Source organism: Saccharopolyspora sp. NPDC049357 (genome assembly GCF_040677225.1).
Classification (GTDB): Bacteria; Actinomycetota; Actinomycetes; order Mycobacteriales; family Pseudonocardiaceae; genus Saccharopolyspora.
Genome location: NZ_JBFAQJ010000004.1, coordinates 43,025 through 56,791 on the forward strand (window position 1 = coordinate 43,025; position 13,767 = coordinate 56,791).

Annotated in this window: 19 protein-coding genes; 13 read left to right on the top strand and 6 right to left on the bottom strand. The window is 68.9% G+C overall.

All coding sequences use genetic code 11. The annotated features are described in order from the left end of the window. Positions 1 to 49: 49 nt before the first annotated feature. Positions 50 to 1,915: a DNA helicase RecQ gene (gene recQ, locus AB0J91_RS04765; RefSeq protein ID WP_363864190.1), complete on the top strand. Its 1,866-nt coding sequence runs from the start codon at positions 50 to 52 to the stop codon at positions 1,913 to 1,915. An 89-nt stretch (positions 1,916 to 2,004) separates the two neighbouring features. Next, positions 2,005 to 2,772 carry an SAM-dependent methyltransferase gene (locus tag AB0J91_RS04770; RefSeq protein ID WP_363864192.1) on the top strand — a complete coding sequence of 256 codons (768 nt, stop codon included), beginning with the start codon at positions 2,005 to 2,007 and terminating at the stop codon, positions 2,770 to 2,772. Between the two features lie 7 nt (positions 2,773 to 2,779). Here the strand turns inward: AB0J91_RS04770 and AB0J91_RS04775 are convergent, their stop codons facing one another. Beyond that, positions 2,780 to 2,911, bottom strand: a complete 132-nt coding sequence (locus tag AB0J91_RS04775) for a hypothetical protein (protein WP_363864194.1) — start codon at positions 2,909 to 2,911, stop codon at positions 2,780 to 2,782. Between the two features lie 555 nt (positions 2,912 to 3,466). Here AB0J91_RS04775 and AB0J91_RS04780 point away from each other — a divergent pair. Beyond that, on the top strand, positions 3,467 to 3,658 hold the full coding sequence (locus AB0J91_RS04780; RefSeq protein WP_363864195.1) for a hypothetical protein: 192 nt from the start codon (positions 3,467 to 3,469) through the stop codon (positions 3,656 to 3,658). Between the two features lie 67 nt (positions 3,659 to 3,725). Here AB0J91_RS04780 and AB0J91_RS04785 read toward each other — a convergent pair whose 3' ends face one another. Continuing rightward, positions 3,726 to 3,887, bottom strand: coding sequence for a DUF4236 domain-containing protein (locus AB0J91_RS04785; protein WP_363793745.1), 162 nt, complete (start codon positions 3,885 to 3,887; stop codon positions 3,726 to 3,728). Between the two features lie 318 nt (positions 3,888 to 4,205). Between AB0J91_RS04785 and AB0J91_RS04790 the strand changes: the two genes are divergently transcribed. Then, positions 4,206 to 4,823: an acyltransferase gene (locus tag AB0J91_RS04790; protein ID WP_363864197.1), complete on the top strand. Its 618-nt coding sequence runs from the start codon at positions 4,206 to 4,208 to the stop codon at positions 4,821 to 4,823. A 59-nt stretch (positions 4,824 to 4,882) separates the two neighbouring features. Here AB0J91_RS04790 and AB0J91_RS04795 read toward each other — a convergent pair whose 3' ends face one another. Both AB0J91_RS04795 and AB0J91_RS04800 read right to left on the bottom strand, forming a co-directional pair. Continuing rightward, positions 4,883 to 6,118 carry a DUF445 domain-containing protein gene (locus AB0J91_RS04795; protein ID WP_363864199.1) on the bottom strand — a complete coding sequence of 412 codons (1,236 nt, stop codon included), beginning with the start codon at positions 6,116 to 6,118 and terminating at the stop codon, positions 4,883 to 4,885. Positions 6,119 to 6,197: 79 nt separating this feature from the next. Further along, a complete protein-coding gene (locus AB0J91_RS04800) occupies positions 6,198 to 7,013 on the bottom strand; it encodes an Abi-alpha family protein (RefSeq protein WP_363864201.1) in 816 nt (271 codons plus the stop codon). 357 nt (positions 7,014 to 7,370) lie between these two features. Here AB0J91_RS04800 and gvpJ point away from each other — a divergent pair, with 357 nt between their 5' ends. From gvpJ to AB0J91_RS04840, 8 genes are read left to right on the top strand one after another with little or no spacing between them, the layout of a single operon-like run. Next, positions 7,371 to 7,790, top strand: coding sequence for a gas vesicle protein GvpJ (gene gvpJ, locus AB0J91_RS04805; protein WP_363793753.1), 420 nt, complete (start codon positions 7,371 to 7,373; stop codon positions 7,788 to 7,790). Then, complete coding sequence (locus tag AB0J91_RS04810) at positions 7,787 to 8,563, top strand: GvpL/GvpF family gas vesicle protein (protein ID WP_363864203.1); 777 nt, start codon at positions 7,787 to 7,789, stop codon at positions 8,561 to 8,563. The genes gvpJ and AB0J91_RS04810 overlap by 4 nt, the downstream gene beginning before the upstream one ends. Position 8,564: 1 nt before the next feature. Then, the gene (locus tag AB0J91_RS04815) at positions 8,565 to 8,810 is read left to right on the top strand and encodes a gas vesicle protein GvpG (RefSeq protein ID WP_363864205.1); all 246 of its coding nucleotides are present in this window, start codon (positions 8,565 to 8,567) and stop codon (positions 8,808 to 8,810) included. A gap of 6 nt (positions 8,811 to 8,816) precedes the next feature. Continuing rightward, positions 8,817 to 9,251, top strand: coding sequence for a gas vesicle protein GvpO (gvpO, locus tag AB0J91_RS04820; RefSeq protein WP_363864207.1), 435 nt, complete (start codon positions 8,817 to 8,819; stop codon positions 9,249 to 9,251). A 15-nt stretch (positions 9,252 to 9,266) separates the two neighbouring features. After that, on the top strand, positions 9,267 to 9,650 hold the full coding sequence (locus AB0J91_RS04825) for a gas vesicle protein (RefSeq protein WP_363793761.1): 384 nt from the start codon (positions 9,267 to 9,269) through the stop codon (positions 9,648 to 9,650). Next, a complete protein-coding gene (locus AB0J91_RS04830; protein WP_363864209.1) occupies positions 9,643 to 10,422 on the top strand; it encodes a GvpL/GvpF family gas vesicle protein in 780 nt (259 codons plus the stop codon). The genes AB0J91_RS04825 and AB0J91_RS04830 overlap by 8 nt, the downstream gene beginning before the upstream one ends. Beyond that, a complete protein-coding gene (locus AB0J91_RS04835) occupies positions 10,419 to 10,637 on the top strand; it encodes a gas vesicle protein (RefSeq protein WP_363864211.1) in 219 nt (72 codons plus the stop codon). Before AB0J91_RS04830 ends, AB0J91_RS04835 begins: the two co-directional genes overlap by 4 nt. Further along, positions 10,634 to 10,963 carry a gas vesicle protein K gene (locus tag AB0J91_RS04840; RefSeq protein ID WP_363864213.1) on the top strand — a complete coding sequence of 110 codons (330 nt, stop codon included), beginning with the start codon at positions 10,634 to 10,636 and terminating at the stop codon, positions 10,961 to 10,963. The genes AB0J91_RS04835 and AB0J91_RS04840 overlap by 4 nt, the downstream gene beginning before the upstream one ends. A gap of 103 nt (positions 10,964 to 11,066) precedes the next feature. Here AB0J91_RS04840 and AB0J91_RS04845 read toward each other — a convergent pair whose 3' ends face one another. Next, on the bottom strand, positions 11,067 to 12,554 hold the full coding sequence (locus AB0J91_RS04845) for an acyl--CoA ligase family protein (protein ID WP_363864215.1): 1,488 nt from the start codon (positions 12,552 to 12,554) through the stop codon (positions 11,067 to 11,069). A gap of 225 nt (positions 12,555 to 12,779) precedes the next feature. On the opposite strand from AB0J91_RS04845, the gene AB0J91_RS04850 reads away from it, so the two are divergent. Beyond that, a complete protein-coding gene (locus tag AB0J91_RS04850) occupies positions 12,780 to 13,193 on the top strand; it encodes a hypothetical protein (protein ID WP_363864217.1) in 414 nt (137 codons plus the stop codon). 65 nt (positions 13,194 to 13,258) lie between these two features. Here the strand turns inward: AB0J91_RS04850 and AB0J91_RS04855 are convergent, their stop codons facing one another. Further along, the gene (locus AB0J91_RS04855; RefSeq protein WP_363864219.1) at positions 13,259 to 13,756 is read right to left on the bottom strand and encodes an XdhC family protein; all 498 of its coding nucleotides are present in this window, start codon (positions 13,754 to 13,756) and stop codon (positions 13,259 to 13,261) included. Positions 13,757 to 13,767: the final 11 nt, after the last annotated feature.

Below are 13,767 nucleotides of genomic sequence, written 5' to 3' on the forward strand. Positions count from 1 at the left end.
CTCACCGGTGGCGTGTGGGCACCCGGGGACGTCCGGCCCGCTGCGTAAGATGCCCGCCGTGGCGTCTCCTGAAACCGCGACCGACCAGACCACCGAACCTCTCCAGGTGCTGCGACGAGTCTTCGGCTACGACTCCTTCCGGGGTACGCAGCAGGAGATCATCGACCACGTGGTCGCAGGTGGCGACGCCCTCGTGCTCATGCCCACCGGCGGCGGCAAGTCGCTGTGCTACCAGGTCCCGGCGCTGGTGCGCCCCGGAGTCGGGGTCGTCGTCTCACCGCTGATCGCCCTGATGCAAGACCAGGTCGACGCGCTCGCCGCGCTGGGCGTGCGCGCGGGATTCCTCAACTCCACGCAGAGCTACCAGCAGCGCCGCGAGACCGAGGACGCCTACCTCAACGGCGAGCTGGACCTGCTCTACCTCGCCCCCGAACGCCTCCGGCTCGACTCGACGCTGGAGCTGCTCGCGCGCGGCGAGGTCGCGGTGTTCGCCATCGACGAGGCGCACTGCGTGGCCCAGTGGGGTCACGACTTCCGGCCCGACTACCTGGCGCTGTCCGTCCTGCACGAGCGCTGGCCCGACGTGCCGCGCATCGCGCTGACCGCCACCGCGACCCCGGCCACCCGGCAGGAGATCGCCACCCGGTTGCAGCTGACCGAGGCGCGGCACTTCGTCTCCGACTTCGACCGGCCCAACATCCAGTACCGGATCGCGCCCAAGAGCGACGCCCGCAGGCAGCTGCTGCAGCTGCTGCAGACCGAGCACCTGGGTGAGTCCGGCATCGTCTACCGGCTCTCCCGGGCCGAGGTGGAGCGCACCGCCGAGTTCCTCACCACCAACGGCGTCACCGCGCTGCCCTACCACGCGGGCCTGGACAAGGCGGTGCGCGCGAAGCACCAGTCCCGGTTCCTGCGCGAGGACGGGCTGGTCATGGTCGCCACGATCGCCTTCGGCATGGGCATCGACAAGCCCGACGTGCGGTTCGTGGCGCATCTGGACCTGCCCAAGTCCATCGAGGGCTACTACCAGGAGACCGGTCGCGCGGGCCGCGACGGACTGCCCTCGACCGCGTGGATGGCCTACGGCCTGCAGGACGTGGTGCAGCAGCGCAAGCTCATCGACAACTCCGAGGGCGACGAAGCGCACCGCCGCACCCAGAGCAGGCACCTGGACTCGATGCTGGCGCTGTGCGAGACGGTGGAGTGCCGCCGTTCGCGGCTGCTCGACTACTTCGGCCAGCCGGATTCGAACCCCTGCGGCAACTGCGACACGTGCCTGAACCCGCCAGCCTCCTGGGACGGCACGGTCGCCGCGCAGAAGCTGCTGTCGACCGTCGTGCGGTTGCAGCGGGAGCGCAACCAGAAGTTCGGGGCCGGGCAGATCATCGACATCCTGCGCGGCAAGAAGACGCCGAAGGTCGAGCAGTTCCGCCACGAGGAGCTCAGCGTCTTCGGCGTGGGCGCCGACATCAGCGACAACGAGTGGCGCGGGGTGATCCGCCAGCTGCTGGCCCAGGGCTTGCTCGCGGTCGAAGGCGACTACGGCACGCTGGTCCTCACCGACAGCAGCTCCGAGGTGCTGCGCCGCGAGGACCCGCGGCAGGTGTGGCTGCGCACCGAACCCGCGAAGAAGCCCGCGGCCAAGGCGAAGGCCAAGGATTCCAAGCGGGTGCCGCAGGACATGCCGCCCGAGGCCGAGCCGGTCTTCCAGAAGCTGCGAGCGTGGCGGATGGAGGTGGCCCGCGAGGAGGGCAAGGCGCCGTTCATCATCTTCCACGACTCGACCCTGCGGCAGATCGCCGTGGTCGCACCGTCGACGTTGGACGAACTGGCGACGATCAGCGGTGTCGGCGAGGGCAAGCTCAACCGCTACGGCCAAGGCGTGCTCGACGCCTTGGCCGCCCCGGACGAGTGATCGGGCGTCTAGACTTCGCGCGGGAGAGCGGGTTTTCAACGGAAGCGGAGCAGATGAGCGACTGGACGGCCGGGACTCCACTTCGGGGCGTGAACACCACGGTCGCGCACAACGCGCGGGTGTGGAACCACTGGCTGGGCGGCAAGGACAACTACGAGGTCGACCGCAAGGTCGGCGACCACATCCAGGGCATGTTCCCGCTGATCGCCGACGTGGCGCGCGCCGACCGCGCGTTCCTCAAGCGCGCGGTCGCGCACCTGGCCGGTGAGGCGGGCATCCGCCAGTACCTCGACATCGGGACGGGGTTGCCGTCCGCCGACAACACCCACCAGGTGGCGCAGCGGATCGCCTCGGACTCGCACATCGTCTACGTCGACAACGATCCGCTGGTGCTCACCCACGCCCGTGCGCTGCTGACCAGCTCGCCGCTCGGCCGCACCGACTACGTCGAGGCCGACGCCCGGCATCCGAACGAGATCCTGCGGGCGGCCTCGCGGACGCTGAACTTCCAGAGCCCGGTGGCCGTGATGCTGCTGGGGATCCTCAACTTCATCCCCGACACCGCCGAGGCCACCGACATCGTCAAGCAGCTGGTGGAGGCGATCCCCTCCGGCAGCTACGTGGTGATCAGCCATCCGACGACCGAGCTCGACGGCGAGGCCAACCGCGAGGCGATGGCGTTCTGGAACGACAACGCCACTCCCCCGATCACCGCCAGGAGCGGGGACGAGATCGCGGCGTTCGTCGACGGCCTGGAGGTCATCGAACCGGGGATCGTCTCCTGCGCCCGCTGGCGCAACCCGGACGAGTCCGAGCCGAGCGTTCCCCAGTACGGCCTGGTCGCCCGCAAGCCCTGACGGCAGGTCACTTCTCGCTGCCGAGCTGAGCCATGAACGCGGCCGGATAGCGGTCGCCGCGCACCGAGCCGCGCGGGATGAGTTCGTCGATCCTCGCGAGGTCGTCCGCGTCGAGGGCGACGGCGTTGCTGCCGATCATCGAGTCGACCTGCTCCCGGCGTCGCGCGCCGACGACGGCTCGAGATCGACTGCGAAACGCTGCTCACCCCCGACGCGGACCTCAAGCTGCTCGCCTACTTCCCTGCTGAGGGCACCGACGCCGGGGAGAAGCTCGACCTCCTCCGGGCCATCGGCACCCAGGACCTGCACCCGAGCCCCTGACCCGCGCGGTGACCCCGCTCACGCGGACAACGCGTGCAATCGAACACCGACGCGACCGAAAAGGCGCTCTGACCAGGGACTTCTTGCTCTTGTGGTTGACGTCACGAGCACTCGCGCGCGCAGGCGTTTTCGCTGGTCGCACATGAACACCATCGGTTACGCTACGCAATCGATCACGGGGTGCAGGCCTGCTGACCACCTATTCGCGTGAAGACATCTTGAAGCTGCGACTACCCATGGTTACCTTCGGTTGGGCGAGTTACGGAACGGTCACGGCGGCAGCCGTCCCCGACGCAGCCGGAGCCCCCGAACGGTTGGGACCGCTTCCGTCTCGCACCCCCCGGACAATCCCTGCGCTCCCGAAAGGAAGGTCGTGTTCCGCCGCCGTCTTCTCCAAGCACTCCCGGAGTCCGTCCGCGAGGACCCCACCCGCCTGACGCATGGTCTCGCCGCTGCCGCGGTCCTGGCCATGGCCACCATCGCCCCGACCACTCAGGCGCTCGCAGCACCCGCCCCCGAGTCTGCGCCCGCCGCCCCCGCGGTGGTGTCGCAGGCCTCCCCGTAGAAACCCCACGATCTGAGGTGGACCGGAATGCGACCCCAACTTCCGGTCCACCTCTTCCCAACTCAACTCATCGACGCCGCCGCTTGCCGCCGAACGTGTAGCGCCCCGGACCCGGGGTGTCGATGGTGTTCTTGCCGTGCGTCATGTTCCGGCTGAACCGGCCGAGCTTGAACCCCCACGACGTGATGCGCGTGTTGTGGACGTTGAGGTAGATCGGCCCCAGTCTCACCCTCCTGTGCAGGTGAAATCCCATTTCTCGCACCTCCGCAGTACGTCACTTCCACCGCTCGCGAGCCGAACCCGCGGCGAGCCGGGCACAAACCCCAGCAAATCACACATCGGACACCTCCAGCCACAAAGTCGATCTTCGACGGCCACTCGCCCACCCCGAGCGCGAACGACGGTCGGCGGATTCGGCGACGAGGTCCGGCCCCGGAACACCGCGACAGGCGTTCGAGGGCCGGGGCGGGGCCGGTTACGGTAGCTTTCCTACCGCTGGGTAGGGCTTGCTCGTTGTTGGAACGCAGGGTTGGTTCGAGGTCGACAGATGAACCGTTGGATGGGCCGGCTGACGCGGGCTTGGTGGCAGTGGGCGCGCAACGGCGCCGCCATTACCGCGCGGACCCGGGAAGGCCGCCGGTTCGGGTCGATGGGGCCCCGCAGCCATCTGGCGTTCCCGCAAGGAGCGCTGACCGGGGCCGAACGCATCCACGTCGGCGCGGACTGCATCATCAACGAGCACTCCGTGCTCTCGGCGGGTTTGCCGGGAGCCGACCTGGGCGACGGTGAGCCGGTGATCGTGCTGGGCGATCGCTGCGTGCTCGGCCGCAACTCCGAGATCCTGGCGATGTCGTCGGTGGTGCTCGGTGACGACGTGTGGACCTCCAGCCGCGTGACGATCGTCGATCATCACCACCGCCACGACCTCACCGACGTACCCGTGGCCGCGCAGTGGCCGCTGCCGGTGCGGCCGGTGACCATCGGTTCCGGGACCGTGATCAGCACCGGATCGGTCATCCTCGCCGGAGCTCAGATCGGTGAGAACTCCATCGTCGCCTCCGGAGCCCAGGTGACGGCCGGGGTGTACCCGCCCAACAGCGTGCTGGCCGGGGTCCCCGCGCGCGTGATCCGCACCCACACCGCGGTCGAGGCCGACGCCGTCTGAGCGCTGTTCGAGCGGATCCAGGTGCGGGACTCGGTTCGCACCGCCGCGCGAAGCGGCTCCTAGCTCGCGAGGAACTCCAGCGCGAGGACCTGCACCTCGCCGACGGCGAAGCCGAGCAGGGCGCCGGTGGCGATGAGCATCCACTCCTCCTCGCGGAACGCCGGGCGCAGCAGCTCCTCGAACTCGTCGGCCTCCAGCTCCTGCATCTTGCTGACCAGGGTGTTGCGGATGTCCATGGCGTCGGCGGCGTAGTCCTCGACGTAGCTCATGGTCTCCGGCAGCTTGCTCATCACCATCTCGGCGATGCGGCCCTTGAGGTCCTGGTAGCGGCGCCCGCCGACGGCGAAGACCACCAGCGGTTTGGCGATGCTGGTGCGCCTGCTGAGCTCCTCGTCGACCTTGCGCGTCACCAGCGCCAGCACCTTGTCCGACAGCGGTCCGCGCATCACCTCTTCGATGACGTTGCGGGGCGTCACGATCTCCTTGGCGATCAGTTCGCCGTAGGCCTCGGAGACCTCCTTGCGGCGCTTGAGGAACAGGCCCTGCCACTCGAAGAGGCCGAAGTAGGTGGTCGGCTGCTGCGGCCGGAAGATCATCTTCAGCGCGAGCCAGTCGGTGAACCACCCCGTGAACAGGCCGAACAGCGGCATCAGGATCGGCGCCTTGAACAGCACCCACGCCGACATCTGCACCAGGCCGATGACGAAGCCGAACACCGCGCCGGAGCGCCGGATGAACTGGAACTCCTTGTCCCCGGCCTCCAGGAAGATCCGGTTCAGCAGCTCCTTGTCCCGCACCAGCGCGGAGACGACCATCGACTTGAGGTCGAAGACGTTGTCCACATCGGACTTGATCTCGTCCATGATCTCGGCCAGCATGCGCGGTGCGTCGTTCTGCACCCGCTGGATCATGGCCCGCCGCACGATCTTCGGCATCGCCTCCCACACGCCGGGCTGGTAGGTGGAGCCGACCTCCTCGACGATCTCCTCGATCGCGTGCCGGAGCGGCTTCTCGACCTCGGCGACGATGCGTTCGGGATCGAGCCGCTCGACGACCTCCTGCGGGCTCAGGAGCTGTTCGGTGAGCGTGTCGCAGGCGATCCCGGCCATCTTCGCCGCGTGCTTGGGGACGATGCCCTGCCAGCCCAAGAACGGCTTCTTCCCGCGGAAGTCCACCGGGTAGAACATCATCTTGATCGCGAGGATCTTGGTGACGTAACCGATCAAGGCGGCCACGAGCGGGATGGAGAGGTAGAGCATCCAGTGCTCCCCGAAGTCCTGGAGGATCGCTCCCATCGCACACCCTTCTTCCCCGGAAAAACCCCGAAACCGCCTGCACACCCCGCCGCAGTGGCTGCGACCATACCCGCCGCGGCTACGCGTTCAACGCGTCGCCGGTGGCCGGTAGCACCGTCGGATCGCATCGCTGCCAGAACCGCGCTCCCAGCTCGGAGATCCGCACGCTGCGGCGCACCACCTTCGTCGACTTCGCCGAGCGCAACGCTTCCCGGATCCGCGACTCGGTCTGCAGGATCTCGTACTGGTCGTCCATGCCCTCCAGCTCTGAGCCGATCTCGACCAGTCCCAGCGCGTGCAGGTGGCTCAGGTAGAGCGGAACCTCGTCGTGCAGCGCCACTCCCACCGCGCGACCGACGGTCGAGCCGTTGCGGAGCACGAACCTGCTGGTCCCGCCGATGCCGGCGCGCTCGGCGACGTGCACCACGGGATAGGCGGCTCCGTCACCGAGACCCGCGAGGATGCGGGCTTCGTCCGGGGTGATCAGCCGCAGGATGCCGGCGTAGAGGAATTCGCGGGCCTCGGCCTTGCTCTCGGTCGCCGAGCGGAACAGCAGCTCGGACATCGCCTCGCGCAGCCCGTCGTGGACGCTCACGACGTCCTCGTCCTCGGGAACCTCCGGGGCCGGCTCCTCCGCCTCGGCCTCCTGGCGTTCGTCGACCGAGTCCAGCCAGACCCGCACGCCGGAGGACACGGCCTTCTCGATGGCCTGCACCTGGCGTTCCACCTCGACGCCACCGGGCAGTTCGCGGACCAGGTCCATGCCGGTGCGCGCCACATCGCGTCCGACCCGGCTCGCCAGCCCCAGCAGCCCGCCGATCACGTTCGAGCCCGTCGCCTCCTCGGCCTCGTGGTGCTCCTCGGCGTGCCGACTGAGCTCGATCTCCCCTGTCACGCGGCCCCCTACCGTTACCCCGACTCATCGCGACCCGTTCCGACGTGGATCAGCGACGTGCGGAGTATGGCCTGACCAACCCCGCGCGGACCAGACCGGGGTCCCGTCGTTCTCAGGATGCGGCCTTGGCACGCGCCACGTTCTTCTGCAGCTCACCGAGCCCGCTCGCCTGATCGGAGCGGTCGATCCCGGACAGCGCTTCCGGGGGTCGAGGAATGTTGTCCCGAAGAGGTGTGGCCTGCGAAGACCCGGGTAGCCCTTTGCTATCCGTTCGGATGAGTAGACGAGCAAGGTCTTCCTCAACGAAGCGATCGAAGCCGGTGAGGCTGTGGAGCGGCCCGAGGAGGGGTGGTTTTCGTGACGGTGGCGAGTAACCAACAGAGCCAGGGTTCCGCCGTTTCCAAGCAACAGGCGAGCAGTCTCGCCGACGTCGTGGATCTCATCTTGGAGAAGGGCCTGGTGATCGATGCGTTCGTCCGCGTGTCGCTGGTCGGCATTGAGCTGATCACCATCGACGCGCGCGTGGTCATCGCCAGCGTGGACACCTACCTGCGTTTCGCCGAGGCGACCAACCGCCTCGACCTGCACGAGAAGGGCGGCAAGGACCTGCCCGAGCTCGTGGAGGGCGTCACCGAGAGCGGCTCGCAAGGCAAGACGAAGGGAATGATCGAGGCGGCCAAGGACACCGTCGACGAGTTCCGCGACAGCAGCCGCGAACGGGAAGCGGAGCCGGCGCGACCGAAGCGAAGCGCCAAGCGGAGGGAGCGGGAGGAATGACCGCCGAGACCGACCACCAGCAGAGCCGCGCGGAAACCACGCACGGCACGTACGTGTACGGGGTCACGCGAGCCCGAGAAGACGCCCCGAGCGACCTCCCTGCTGTCGGGGGCGATTCCGAGGTGCGCGCGGTGTCACGCGGCGGGCTGTCGGCGTTGGTCAGCGACCTGGAGATCAGCCGCCCGCTGGGCACGCCCGAGGACCTGCTGGCGCATGAGCGGGTGCTGGATGCCGTCGCAGCCGATACGACTGTGCTGCCGATGCGGTTCGGTTCGGTCCTCACCGATGTCGACGCGGTCACCGACGAACTGCTCGAGCCCCATCGCGACGAGTTCGAATCGGCGCTGGCCGAGCTGGACGGCGCGGTCCAGTACACGGTCCGCGGCACCTACCTGGCCGATGCGCACCTGCGCGAAGTCGTTGAGGAGGAACCCGCGATCGCCGAGCTGCGCGAGCAGCTGCGCGGCGTCGCCGAGGACGTCGGCTACGAAGAACGAGTTCGGCTGGGAGAACTGGTCCACGAGGCGGTTTCGGCCAAGCGCCAGGCCGACGCGGAGCACTTGGTCCGAGCGACCGAAGCGGCCGCGCTGCGCTCCCAGGTCCACGACGTGGTGGGCGAAGCGGAAGCGCTGCACGCGTCCTTCCTCGTCGATCGGGATCAGGTCCCGGACTTCGAAGCCGCGCTCGAGGAGCTCGCGCTGCGATGGACCGAGCGCGTCGGCCTGCGCCAGATCGGCCCGCTCGCACCGTATGACTTCGTGGGTGGGGACTGACATGGGTTTGATCACGGAGTTCCTCGACCTCCCCTTGAAACCGGCCCGAGCCGCGGTGTGGGTGGCGGAAAGGCTCAAGGAGGCGGCGGAGGCCGAGTACTACGACCCCGCAGTGGTGCGCAACGAACTGGCGAAGGTTGAGGACGCGCACGCCGCAGGGGAGTTGACCGACGAGCAGCGGGACGACCTCCAGAAGGCGCTGCTGGACCGCCTGATGCAAGCGCAGAACCCGACTGAGGAGACGTGATCCGCCGTGGCCGGTGATGCGAGGGACGAAGCTCAGCCGCGCCGGGAACGCCCGCGGCAGCGCCGGGCATCGGAGCCCACCGAGCGCCGACGTCGCCGACGCGAAGAGGACCAGGAGAAAGGCGCAGCGCAGCGGGAGGAAGCCGGCAGCCGGGAGGCGCCTGCCGGCGAGCGGACGGGCCGGCAGCTCGGGGCCACGGAGGCTGCGAAGCTCGCGGTGGACCACGTCACGGCGCTCACCGGGCGTGACTCGGAGGGAGTCACCTCGCTGGAACGCACCGACGATGGCTGGCTCGTGGGCGTCGAAGTCGTCGAAAGCCACCGAGTACCGGACAGCACGGATGTCCTGGCGGTGTACGAGGCGGAATTGGACCACAGCGGCGAGCTCGTCTCCTATCGCCGCCGCGACCGCTACGCGCGGGGGCGTGGAAACGAGCGCTGATCGAGGAGGACCCGGATGACAGAGCCGAACGGTGGAAGGACGGGACCCCCCGCGAGGTCCGGGCAGGCGGGGGCCCTGTCCGCCCGGCCCGAGTCCGCGAACCTGGCCGACATCCTCGAACGCGTGCTGGACAAGGGCATCGTGATCGCCGGTGACATCCGGGTCAACCTGCTCGACATCGAGCTGCTCACCATCAAGCTCCGCCTCGTCGTCGCCTCCGTGGAACGCGCGCGGGAGATGGGCATCGACTGGTGGGAGCACGACCCGTCGCTGTCCTCGGGGCAGCGGGACCTCGTCCACGAGAACCGACGTCTGGAGCGGAAGGTGCGCGAGCTCGAGTCCGGTTCCGCTGAGACTCCCCCGGACGTCGACGAGCACGAGGAGCGCCGTGGTGGCTGAATCGTTGACCTACGTCTACGCGATCACTCGCGGACAGGAAGCGAGCCTCGTGCGCGAGCTGCGAGGGATCGCTGGGGCGGCCCTGCGTTGGATCGAGGTCGCGGACCTGAGCGCCCTGGTCAGCGACGTCGACGAGGACGAGTTCGGCGAATCGGCGCTGCGCCGCAACTTGGAAGATCTCGACTGGCTGGGCACCGCGGTCCGCGACCACAACAGGGTCGTCGAGGCCGCCTCCAACCTCCTGCCGGTGGCGCCGATGGGGTTCGCCACCGTCTACTACAGCGACGGCCGCGTCCGCGAGTGCCTCGCGAACCGGGCGGAGAAGTTCGCGACCGTGCTCGACAAGGTCTCCGGCAGAACGGAGTGGGGTGTCAAGGCGTATGCGGACATCTCAGCAGGTCAAGCCGACTCGAGCGAGCTCGGCAGCGACCGGCCCGGCGCCGCGTACTTGCAGCGGGTTCGCAACCGCAAGAGGACCCGGGAGGAGGCGAAGCAAGAGGCGCTGCGCCACGCGGCCGACGTGCACGCGTCGCTCGTCGAGCTCGCGGAAGAATCGCGCTCCCACCCGCCGCAAAGCCGCGAGCTCGCGGGCTACGAAGGCGTGATGGTGCTCAACGGCGCTTACCTGGTCGACAACGCACGCGCAGATCGCCTCAAGGGGAAGCTCCGAGAACTGGCGCACGGCCACCCGAAGCTCAGGTTCGAACTCACCGGGCCGTGGCCTCCGTACTCCTTCGCCACGATCCTGGAAGACGAGCAGGAACAGCGATGACGCACGAGGAACGCGACTTGACGCCGGTGGAGCTGCGCGGACCCCAAGAGGTCGCGCTCGTCGACCTGCTGGACCGGCTCCTGGCAGGGGGCGTCGTCATCACCGGCGACATCACGATCTCGCTCGCGGACGTCGACCTCGTCAAGATCTCCCTGCGGGCGCTCATCACCTCCGTCCGCGCGGAGATCCCGGGCCAGGAGGCACCACCGACATGACCGAGCCGAACGACGACACGCACGTGCCCTCCCGACGTTTGCAGAATCGGGTCGAAGCGGACTCCGAGTCGATCAAGCGCGACCTCGTGCGACTGGTTCTCACGATCGTCGAGCTCGTGCGTCAGCTCATGGAACGACAGGCACTGCGCCGGGTCGACGAAGGCGATCTGTCGGAGGAGCAGGTCGAAGAGATCGGCCTCGCGCTCATGCAGCTCGCGGAGGCGATGTCCGAGCTCCAAGATCATTTCGATCTCTCCCCGGAGGATCTGAACCTCGACCTCGGGCCACTCGGGTCATTGCTTCCCGACGATCGGAAGCAGCCTTGAGCGGTGTCGTGCATCGGCTCTGGCACTGCGTGATCCGGTGATCAACCCACGCCGGCATCGCGGTTGCCCCCGAACACCGGACGGGATCGGGACCATCTCGTTCTCATCCGGACGCGGCCGTGGCACGCAGGACGTTCTTCTGCAGCTTCCCGGTGGAGGTCTTGGGCAGCTCACCGAAGACGATCTTCTTCGGCGCCTTGAACGCGGCGATGCGAGCGCGGACGAAGTCGATCAGCTCGGCCTCCCCGGTGCTCGACCGCTCCCGCAGGCTGACGAAGGCGACCGGGACCTCGCCCCACTTCTCGTGCGGTGCCGCGACCACGGCGGCCTCCAGCACGTCGGGGTGGGCGGTGAGGGCGTTCTCGACCTCGATGGAGGTGATGTTCTCGCCGCCGGAGATGATCACGTCCTTGAGGCGGTCGCGCAGCTCGACGTAGCCGTCGGGGTGACGAACACCGAGGTCACCGCTGCGGAACCAGCCGTCGAGGGTGGCGTTCTCGGTGGCCTCGGGGTCGCGGTAGTAGCCGAGCATGACGTCGTTGCCGCGCAGCAGGATCTCGCCCGGCGTCCGCCCGTCGGCGGGGACGTCGTGGCCTTCGGGATCGGTGACCCGGACCGGTTCTGCGACGACGTTGGCGATGCCCTGGCGGGCGATCAGCCACGCGCGGTGCTCCGGGTCAGCGCTGTCCCACTCCGGCTGCCACTCGCAGACCACGGCGGGGCCGAAGGTCTCGGTGAGCCCGTACAGGTGGCGGATGTCGAACCCGAGCTCGCCCATCCTCTCCAGCAGCGCCGGCCACGGCGGTGCGCCGCCCGCGAAGACGCGCAGCACGTGGTCCAGCGTCCGCGCGTCGGGGTGTTCGGCGAGCATCGCCAGCACGGTCGGCGCTGCGCAGAAGTGCGTGATGCCCTCGGCGTCGATCGCGCGCCAGATCTCGCCGGGATCGACCTTGCGCAGGCAGTGGTGCACCCCGCCGGCGGCCGTCACGGCCCACGGGAAGCACCAGCCGTTGGTGTGGAACATCGGCAGCGTCCACAGGTACTGCGAGGACGTGTCGAGCTTGGCGTGGTACGCCATCGCCAGGGCCTGCAGGTAGGCGCCTCGGTGGTGGTACATGACGCCCTTGGGGCGGCCGGTGGTGCCGCTGGTGTAGTTGATCGACAGCAGCGACCGCTCGTCGGCCACCTCGACGCGGTGCGGTTCGGCCGCGTCGACCAGGTCGTCGTAGGACTCCGAGTCGATCACCGGGATCGACTGCTCCCCCAGCACCTCTCGGTACTCGGCGTCGAGCAGGACCAGGCTCGCCCCGCTGTGCTCCACGATGTAGGCGATCTCGGGCGGCGAGAGGCGGGTGTTGAGCGCGACCAGCACCGCACCGGCCAGCGGGACGCCGTAGTGCGCTTCGAGCAGCAGGTGGGTGTTCGGTGCGAGCACCGCGACCCGATCACCGGGTTCGACTCCCCGCGCGGCCAGCAGTCCGGCCAGCCGCTGCGCGCGGTCCCAGAGCTGCGCGTAGGTGTCCCGGCGGTCGCCGTCGACGACGGCCGGCCGGTCGGCGAACACCGCCGCCGCGCGCTCCAGGAAGGACACCGGACTCAGTTCTCGAAAAGCGATCCCGGCCAACGCGAAACCTCCCTCTGCACCCGTCGTTGGGCGACCGGAGCATAACCACCCGAATCGCGTCCGGGCGAGGCTCGGCACTCGAAGTCGCCGGTTTCCGCCGCGATCGGCGATGAGCCCGGCCCGTGGCGCGGCGATCGCGGCGTGCGTCACACGAGAACTCCTCTGACCTGCGCAGAGTGGTACAGATCGAGCATGAGCACTCCCAGCGTCGGCGGTGACGGCTCCGTGCCCCGAACGGTCCACGTCTCGGACGCGTTGCAGGCTCGGCTGGACACCTTCCGCGACCAGGACACCGGCCGGACGACGACAACGGTGACCTTCGACGCGATCGAGCACTTCCGCGCCGAGCTGCCGGAGTTGGTGCGGGCTTCCCGAGCCCGGCTCGCCTCACCGGCGGCCGATGCGGCGGGGGTGCGCTATCTCGGTGCGGGACCCGTGCACATCCGGCTCCGCCCGGATGCCACCTGCGCGGAGTTGCTCGACCGACTGTCGACCGAACTCGGCTTGTCCTGGGAAATCTGGGTTCCACCGGTGCTCAACGCCTACCTGCCCGGGCGGAAGGAGCCCGAGAACATGCCGTGGCTCGTGCTTGAAGAGACGACTTGAAGCGCAGTGGCGCACTCGGTCGGGGCATCCGCCGGTCATGACGGCGGATCGCCGCGGTGCGGGCCTCAGAAGTCGAAGCCGCCGGGTTTTCCGTTGCGGTCGGCGATGAGCCCGGCCAGCGTCGCGATGGCGATCTCGGGTGGCGTGCGCGAACCGATGTTGAGCCCGATGGGCCGATGCACCCGCTCGATCTGGGAGTCGTCCACGCCGAGATCGCGCAGCGCCTGGACGTGCGGGCCCTCGTGGCGCGGGTTGCCCATGATCCCGATCCAGCGGGCCTCGTGCCGCAGCGCGTCGCGCAGCACGGGGCCGAGCTCGTCGCGGTGGTGGTCGGTGACGACCAGGTCCGCGCCGGGGCTCAGCTCCGGCACCTCCGCCAGGGCGTCCAGGCCCGCGGCACGTTCCGGGTCGGGTTCGACGAGCATCGTGACGTAGCCGAGGTCCCGGCCGTAGCGCAGCAGGTGTTCGGCGACGGGCGAGGCGAAGACCGCCACCAGCGCTCGCTGCCCGGATTCGGCTGGCACGTCACCGTGCGCGACCGCGCACGCGGCATCCTCGGTCATGCGCCCAAGCA